Source organism: Bergeriella denitrificans NBRC 102155, from assembly GCF_001592185.1.
Lineage (GTDB): Bacteria > Pseudomonadota > Gammaproteobacteria > Burkholderiales > Neisseriaceae > Neisseria > Neisseria denitrificans.
In genome coordinates this window covers 1-7,845 of record NZ_BCWL01000097.1, presented here as the reverse complement: position 1 = coordinate 7,845, position 7,845 = coordinate 1, and the positions used below count along the sequence as shown (strand labels likewise).

Genomic DNA, 7,845 nt, shown 5'->3' with positions numbered 1-7,845 from the left:
AATTTACGCTCCGACTATAGATTTTCAGACGGCCTTTTCCCATCCTATCAATCCCGCTTATTTCTTCCAATAAGCCGGCGTCAGCAGCATCAATACGGTAAAATCTCCAAGCTACTGTAGGACGGGCATCCCTGCCCGTCGCTCATTCATAGAATGAGATAAACCTTTTATCGAACCATTTTTTCCCTTATGGCAAAGTGACGGGCAGGGATGCCCGTCCTACTTCTGAAACATGGTTTCATACGGCTTTTGTGTATCGAAATACGGCCAACAGATAACGGAATGTACGGAGTTGCGGCTAAGGCTGCGGGGCGATGTCGATAAAGCGCCATTCTCCGGCGGCCAAATCCTGTGTGTCCCATTCGCCGAAGCGGTCGCGGTGGAGTTTTTCGACGCGGTTGCCGGCGGCGGCGACCATGCGTTTGACTTGGTGGTATTTGCCTTCGGTAATGGTCATCAGCAGCGTGTGCGGGTTTTCCAATACGGCTGCGGCGGCGCGCACGGTTTCGTTGTCGTCGTGCAGTAAGACGCCGTCGGTCAGGCGTTGGCAGAGGCTGCTGTCGGCGGGGTGTTTGAGGGTAACGCGGTAGATTTTGGCGACTTTGTGTTTGGGCGAGGTTACGCGGTGGTTGAACTGGCCATCGTTGGTAATCAGCAATACGCCGGTGGTGTCGGCATCGAGGCGGCCGACGGCCTGCATGTCGATGTTGCGCATATGGTCGGGAAACAGGCTGAATACGCTCGGATATTGCTGCGGCTTGTGCGAGGTTTCGTAATCGGCAGGCTTGTGGAGCAGGATGTAGAAATACGGCATGGGCACGGGGACAACGGCTTCGCCGTCCACTTCGAGGGTGCGGACTTCGGCGGGGTCGATGTCGCTTTTGGGCTGATTGCGGATGTCGCCGTTGATGACGATGCAGTCGTTGTCAATCAGCCACTGGCATTGCTTGCGGCTGCCGTGGCCTTGCGATTGGATGTATTTGAGCAGTTGCATAGGCGGGAAAATGAGCGCTTGGGGCGGCGGGTTGCAGTATGGTTTACACCATGTTGCCGCCCGGTCGCCCAGTATAATCGGATGATAAATTCCGCTGTATTCTACTGGAAATTGCGGCCGGCGCGGGGATTTTGTCGGGCCTAGCGGACACCTGCCGGGCGTGTGCAAAAAAAAACCGCCCCTTGGGAAAGGGGCGCAAAAGGAACACAAACCACTACCAAAACTGTTACTGGGCAAATCCTGCCAAGCGGTGACTTGCCGGATAAAGTGCTTTGACCAAATCGCAGGGGGAAAGGGCGATTTCCCTGCCACCCGTGCTCAGGCGGCCTTGCTGCGGGGTCAGCTCCAACAGGCAGGCATCGGCGGCCTGGTGGAATTTATCTTTGGCACGCTGCATACGGCGTTGCAGAAGCGTGCTGACGCGGCGGTACAGATTGTCTTTGCGGCGCACCGGGCGCATATCGGCGACCCAGCTCAGGCGGATGCACGCGCTTTCGTCTTCAATCAGCAGGATGCCGGCGCAAGAGGGTTTTTCAGACGGCGTGCGCGGCAGCCAAAGGTAGTAGCGCCCGTCCAAAGTCATATACACCGCGTCGTGTATTTCGCAATCGCCGCAGCCTTGCGTGGCCAGCAGCGAGCGGAGGGTATGTTGGTGCAGCCGCAGAATATCGAGGGAGACTTGCTTAAAAATACTTTCAGGCATGATATTTCCTTCCTGTGGTGGCCGTATCGGGCTGCGTTGGATTGAATTATACGGATAAATTTTAAATTTGCAAATGATAATTGTTACTATTTTTAAATTTAAGGGTAACTTTTTGATTCTTATTTGAATAAAGTTGTTTTGGTGGGGGAGGTGGGCTTGGATAAAATCCGTAGGGTGGTAACCCCGTCATACGGCGCTGAGTGTTTCAGCTTTTTTGTAAACGCCTTATCCTGATTGGATTGTCGCCTGCTTTAACCGGAAAAAAGCCGTCTGAAAACGGATACCCGCGGGTATCGGATTTTCAGACGGCTTTTGCACGCCGGCGGGCGTTTACAGTCCGAAATGGCGGTCGAGCGCGGCCTCGATATCGGCTTTGACCGCTGCCAAATCGCGGTGGCTGTCAATTAATGCGTAGCGTTGGGGTGCGGCCTGGGCGCGTTGCAGATAGGTGGCGCGCACACGGGTGAAGAATGCGGCCTGCTCTTGCTCGAAGCGGTCTTTTTCGCGCGACTGCTCGATGCGGCTCATGGAGACTTCGAGCGGCACGTCCAAAAGTAGGGTCAAGTCGGGGTGGAAACCCTGCTGCACCCATTGCTCCAGCGCGGCAATATCGTCAAGCGGTACGCCGCGTCCGCCGCCCTGATAGGCAAAGGTGGCATCGCTGAAACGGTCGGACACGACGTGGATGCCTTTTTTGAGTGCGGGTAGGATGACGTCGTCGAGATGCTGCTGGCGGGCGGCAAACATCAGCAGGGTTTCGGTACGCAGGCCGACTTGGGTATCGGGGTCGAGCAGCAGGCCGCGCAGGGCTTCGCCGACGGGTGTGCCGCCCGGCTCGCGGGTAAACAGAACGGGCAGGCCGTGCCGCTCGAACCATTGGCGGATAAAAGCCAGATTGGTGGATTTGCCGGCGCCGTCTATGCCGTCTAAGGTGATGAATTGTGCGGGAAGGTTGGGCATGGTGTGCTCCGTCAGTAGGGTACGCAGAATGCTGCGGTTTGCGGTTTTATCGGGCGTTACGCTCTGCGGCTGTAAAACAGGCCGTCTGAAAATTCAGACGGCCTGCCGGTTGCAGCAGGGCTGCCGGACTATTTCCAATAACGCCACCACGGGATGTCGTCGTTGCGCCAGCCTTTGGTGAGATAGGGGCTTTGCGGGAAGTTTTGCTCCAGAATGCGGCGGGTGTCGGCGGCCAGCTGCGGCTTGTCGAGTTTGTTGTAAGCCTGCTCGAGCATGGCCAGCGATTCTTCGACGTAGCGGGTGTTTTGGTAACGCTCGACGATTTTCTGCGCGCGGTTGGCGGCGGCAACGTAAGCGCCGCGTTTCATGTAGTAGCGGGCAACGGCCATTTCATTGCCGCCCAAAGCGTCCACCAGCTTGGTCATGCGCTCGGTGGCGTCGGGCGCGTATTTGCTGTTGGGGTAGCGCTGAATCAGTTGCGAAAAGGCGTGGTATGCATCGCGGTTGGCTTTCGGGTCGCGGTCGGACCAGTCTTGCGACGCCAGTTTGTTTAAGAAAGACTGGTCTTCGTTAAACAATACCAGGCCTTTGAGATACAGCGCGTAGTCCATATTCGGATGCTGCGGGTGGTGGCGCTGGAAACGCTCAATAGCAGCCAGCGCTTTGGCCGGCTCGTCGTCTTTATAGTAGGCGTAGGCCGTATCCAGCTGCGACTGCTGGGCGTAGCGGCCGTAGGGGAAGCGTGATTCTAAAAGTTCATATAACTTGATAGCTCGCGTATAATTATTGCTGTTCAACTCGTCTTGCGCTTCCGCATAGAGCTGCTGCACGCTCCAATCCTGGGTAATCTGCGCGTCTTTATCGATTGTGCCGGTATTGGCGCATGCACCGAGTGCCAAACTTAACGAAACGACTAAAAGAATTTTTTTCATGCAAAATACTTCCTTTGATAATGAAGCCGATTATAGCGATGATTTAGACTTTGCGGCAGCCCCTGAAGCAGAAAGTTGTGTTAATTTGACCGTTCCGCTGGATATGGCCGGTCTGCGGCTGGATGCGGCGCTGGCCAAGCTGATGCCCGACTACTCGCGCAGCCGTCTGACTACCTGGATTAAAGAGGGCGCGGTCACGGTAAACGGCAAACCCGCGCAGCCGAAAGATAAAATGATCGGGGCGGAGTTTATCACAGTTAGCGTCCGTCCCAGCGAAGAAAATCTGGCTTTTACGCCCGAGCCTATGGATTTGGACCTTATTTACGAAGACGATACCGTGATTGTGGTGAACAAACCGGCCGGTCTGGTGGTGCATCCGGCCGCAGGCAACTGGACGGGCACGCTGCTCAACGGCCTGCTGGCGCACTGCCCGGAGCTGTCGCAAGTGCCGCGTGCGGGGATTGTGCACCGTTTGGATAAGGATACCAGCGGCCTGATGGTTGTAGCCAAAAACCTGCCCGCGCAAAATTCGCTGGTGCAGCAGCTGCAGGCGCGTACCGTGAAACGCATCTACCGCGCCGTGGCCAACGGCGTTGTACCGTTCGACGGCAAAATCGACACCTTAATCGGCCGCGATCCGCACAACCGTCTGAAAATGGCGGTGGTGAAATACAACGGCAAACCCGCGATTACCCACGTTAAAGTGTTGGAACGCTACCCGGCGCACAGCTACATCGAATGTTCGCTGGAAACCGGCCGCACCCACCAAATCCGCGTGCATATGCGCGAAGCCAACCACCCGCTGGCGGGCGACCCCGTTTACGGCAACCCGCGCCATCCGTGCAGCGAAGTAGCCAAAGAAGCGGTGAAAAGTTTGCAGCGCCAGGCATTGCACGCCTACCGCCTGAGCTTTATCCACCCGAAAACGCAGGAAACCGTATCGTTTGAAGCGCCCATGCCGGCGGATATGTATCATCTTTTATCCGTATTGCGCCTTGAAGCTGGGCTGGATTCATCGCTGAGCCACGAAGAAGAATGGCAGGATAAGCTGGATGGCGATGACGACGATGATTGGAACGAAGACGATTATGATGTAGAAGTCGTTTATGTGCGCGATTAAAAATATGCGGACGTATTGAAAGCCGCCGCAGGCCGTCTGAAAACGCAGCAGGGCAGGGTAAACCTGTAGCTGCCGTTTTCAGACGGCCTTTCCCGTTTAAATTCGGGTAAAATAAACCCCTTTGCCTGATTTGAGTATTGCCATGATTGAGCTGAAAAACCTGACCCTGCAACGCGGACTGAAAGTGTTGCTCGACCAAGCCAACGCCACCGTCAACCCCGGCCAGCGCGTCGGCCTGATCGGCAAAAACGGCACGGGCAAATCCAGCCTGTTTGCGCTGCTCAAAGGCGAAATCACCCAAGACGGCGGAGAAGTATCGGTGCCGAAGCATTGGAAGCTGGCAGCCGTAGCGCAGGAAACGCCCGCCCTGGACACCTCCGCCCTGGATTATGTGTTGCAAGGTGACGCCGAATTGCAGGCTTTTCAGACGGCCTTATCACAGGCGGAAGCGCAAAACGACGGGATGAAGCAGGCCGAATACCACGCCAAACTCGACGAAATCGATGCCTACACCGCGCCCGCCCGCGCCGCCAAATTGCTGAGCGGCTTGGGCTTTTCGCAAGAAGAACACGCCAAGCCGGTGAAGGCTTTTTCCGGCGGCTGGCGCATGCGCCTGAATCTGGCGCAGGCCTTGATGTGCCGCGCCGATTTGCTGCTTTTGGACGAACCGACCAACCACTTGGACTTGGAAACCGTGTTGTGGCTGGAAAGCCATCTGGCCGGCCTGCCGTGCACGCAAATCATCATTTCGCACGACCGCGATTTCTTGAACGCCACCACCACCCACACCATCGAGTTGTCCAACCAAAAGCTGACCGCCTACGGCGGCAGCTACGATTTCTACCAAACCGAACGCGCCCAACGCCTCGCCCAGCAGCAGGCGGCCTATGTGAAGCAGCAAACGCAAATCAAACATCTGCAATCGTTTATCGACCGCTTCAAAGCCAAGGCCACCAAAGCCACGCAGGCGCAAAGCCGCATGAAGGCACTGGCCAAACTCGAGCGTATCGCACCCGCCCATCTCGACAGCGAATTTTCCTTCGCCTTCGAGCAGCCCGCCCACCTGCCCAATCCCTTATTGAAACTGGATAAAGCCGATTTGGGCTATGGCAGCGGCGTGGTGCTGCACGATTTGAGCCTGTCGCTGGAAAGCGGCGCACGTTACGGCCTGCTGGGCGTGAACGGCAGCGGGAAATCCACCTTTATCAAAGCCTTGGCGGGCGAGTTGGCATTGCTGGGCGGCCAGATTATCCGCTCCGACAAGCTCAATATCGGTTATTTCGCCCAACACCAGCTCGACACCTTGCGCGACGACCAAAGCCCGGTTTGGCACATCCAGCAGCTTTCGCCCGAAGTGCGCGAACAAGACATCCGCAATTTCCTCGGCGGCTTCAATTTCGTCGGCGACATGGCCTTGCAGAAAATCGAACCATTTTCAGGCGGCGAAAAAGCGCGGCTGGCCTTGGCGATGATTGTGTGGCAAAAGCCCAACCTGCTGCTGCTCGACGAGCCGACCAACCATCTGGATTTGGACATGCGCCACGCCTTGACCGTGGCCTTGCAGAGCTTTCAGGGCGCACTGATTGTGGTGTCGCACGATCGCAGCCTGCTCGAAGCCACCACCGACAGTTTTCTCTTGATTGACCAAGGCCGTCTGAAACCGTTTGACGGCGATTTGGAAGACTACCGCCAATGGCGTCTGGCACAGGAAAACGCCGCCGCCGCACCTGCGGCTTCCGCGCAGAGCCAAAGCCGCAAAGACACCAAACGCCTCGAAGCGCAAATCCGTCAGGAAAAAGCCAAGCGCGGCAAACCGCTGCAGCAGAAAATCGATAAAGCCGAAAAAGAAATCGCCGCACTCACCGATATTCAGACGGCCTGTGAAGCATTTTTGGCACAGGAAGATGCCTATACCGACGAAAACAAAGCCCGGCTGCAGCAAGTGCTCGCCGAATTGGCGGAAACCAAAGTAAAATTAAGTGAATTAGAAGAAAACTGGCTGCTGTGGCAGGAAGAATTGGAGCAGGTTGTCGCCGCAGTAGAAGCCGAATTGGGTGCATAGTCTCCCGACAATGCCGTCTGAAAAATGCACGCTGAAGGACACGCCATGAAACACATCCTGTATTGTTGCGCCGCGCTGCCGGTGGTTTGGGCATTATCCGCCCAGGCCGAAGCCGTACACGCCTGCCGCGACGCGCAAGGCCGTACCGTGTACACCTCCGAAGCCGGCGCCGCCTGCGCCCACCGCGAATCCCTGCCCAAACTCGGCAGCTACGCGGGCGGCGAATACCGCTTAAACGCGTCCGACAGCAGCGCATCCGCCAAAAAAGCGCGTGCCGGAAAAAACGCTCAAGCCGCAAAATCCGCCGCTGCCAAAACCCAATCCGCCAAAAAAACGAGTGCTGAAAAAAACAATGCCGAAAAACGCACGGCGCGGCCAAAACAGCGCGGCCATCAAGCCGCCGCACGCGGTGTAGCAGCTGTACCCGCAGTAGGGCAGCAGCCGTGATGGTTCCGCGCATCGCCATCAGCCTGCTCGCCTTGGCCGCACCCTGGGCGGCGTGGGGCAGCATTTACAGCTGCGAGAGCGGCGGCGTGGTCCGCTATACCGACAAACCCTTGGCACATTGCCGCGCAGCAGACCTTTCAGCCGCCAAAGTCGGGCGTTACAGCAGCGGCCCGCTGCCTTTTGCCGCACCTGCCGCGCCCAAGCCGAGCGCATCGGCCGCACCGCAGGCCGTGAAAGCCGCCGCCAAAAAAACGCCGGCCGCCAAACCCGTTGCGGCTAAAAATACCGCCAACGCCGGCAAAACATCCGTAAAAACCGCCGCCGCGCCGCCTGTGAAAGCCGCGGCCAACAGCCGCCGCAGCATTTTGGAAGCCGAGCTGGGCAACGAGCGCAGAGCCTTGGCGCAGGCACAAAAAGCCCTGGCTGAAGCGCGTACCGCACAGACGGGTAGCGTGGACAAAACGCGCGTCGCCGGATTACAGGAAGCCGTCAGCGACAGGCAGCAAAATATCCAAGCCTTACAGCGCGAGTTGGGCAGAATGTGAAAGGTGAATATATGAGCAGGCCGTCTGAAAATCCGCTTTTTCAGACGGCCTGCTCATCTGTTTCAATCATAACCCGCACGTT

General features: G+C 57.1%; 8 protein-coding genes. 4 read left to right on the top strand and 4 right to left on the bottom strand.

The annotated features are described in order from the left end of the window. Positions 1 to 298: 298 nt before the first annotated feature. The 4 genes from BDE01S_RS06430 to BDE01S_RS06415 all read right to left on the bottom strand — a co-directional run bounded on the left by BDE01S_RS06430 (position 299) and on the right by BDE01S_RS06415 (position 3,589). Entirely contained in the window at positions 299 to 994 is a 696-nt protein-coding gene (locus BDE01S_RS06430) for a pseudouridine synthase (RefSeq protein ID WP_066078959.1), read from the bottom strand. Between the two features lie 226 nt (positions 995 to 1,220). Continuing rightward, a complete protein-coding gene (locus BDE01S_RS06425; RefSeq protein ID WP_066078950.1) occupies positions 1,221 to 1,697 on the bottom strand; it encodes an NGO0322 family iron-responsive protein in 477 nt (158 codons plus the stop codon). A 330-nt stretch (positions 1,698 to 2,027) separates the two neighbouring features. Continuing rightward, positions 2,028 to 2,657 (bottom strand): dTMP kinase, encoded by a 630-nt coding sequence (tmk, locus tag BDE01S_RS06420; protein WP_066078944.1) that lies wholly within the window; start codon positions 2,655 to 2,657, stop codon positions 2,028 to 2,030. Between the two features lie 128 nt (positions 2,658 to 2,785). Further along, positions 2,786 to 3,589: an outer membrane protein assembly factor BamD gene (locus tag BDE01S_RS06415; protein ID WP_066078941.1), complete on the bottom strand. Its 804-nt coding sequence runs from the start codon at positions 3,587 to 3,589 to the stop codon at positions 2,786 to 2,788. On the opposite strand from BDE01S_RS06415, the gene rluD reads away from it, so the two are divergent. The 4 genes from rluD to BDE01S_RS11780 all read left to right on the top strand — a co-directional run bounded on the left by rluD (position 3,588) and on the right by BDE01S_RS11780 (position 7,763). Further along, positions 3,588 to 4,709 carry a 23S rRNA pseudouridine(1911/1915/1917) synthase RluD gene (rluD, locus tag BDE01S_RS06410; protein ID WP_066078936.1) on the top strand — a complete coding sequence of 374 codons (1,122 nt, stop codon included), beginning with the start codon at positions 3,588 to 3,590 and terminating at the stop codon, positions 4,707 to 4,709. The genes BDE01S_RS06415 and rluD overlap by 2 nt on opposite strands. Before the next feature lie 142 nt (positions 4,710 to 4,851). Continuing rightward, positions 4,852 to 6,771 carry an ATP-binding cassette domain-containing protein gene (locus BDE01S_RS06405; RefSeq protein ID WP_066078933.1) on the top strand — a complete coding sequence of 640 codons (1,920 nt, stop codon included), beginning with the start codon at positions 4,852 to 4,854 and terminating at the stop codon, positions 6,769 to 6,771. Positions 6,772 to 6,816: 45 nt separating this feature from the next. Then, positions 6,817 to 7,218, top strand: a complete 402-nt coding sequence (locus BDE01S_RS06400; protein WP_066078932.1) for a DUF4124 domain-containing protein — start codon at positions 6,817 to 6,819, stop codon at positions 7,216 to 7,218. Further along, on the top strand, positions 7,218 to 7,763 hold the full coding sequence (locus BDE01S_RS11780) for a hypothetical protein (protein WP_066078929.1): 546 nt from the start codon (positions 7,218 to 7,220) through the stop codon (positions 7,761 to 7,763). Before BDE01S_RS06400 ends, BDE01S_RS11780 begins: the two co-directional genes overlap by 1 nt. Positions 7,764 to 7,845: the final 82 nt, after the last annotated feature.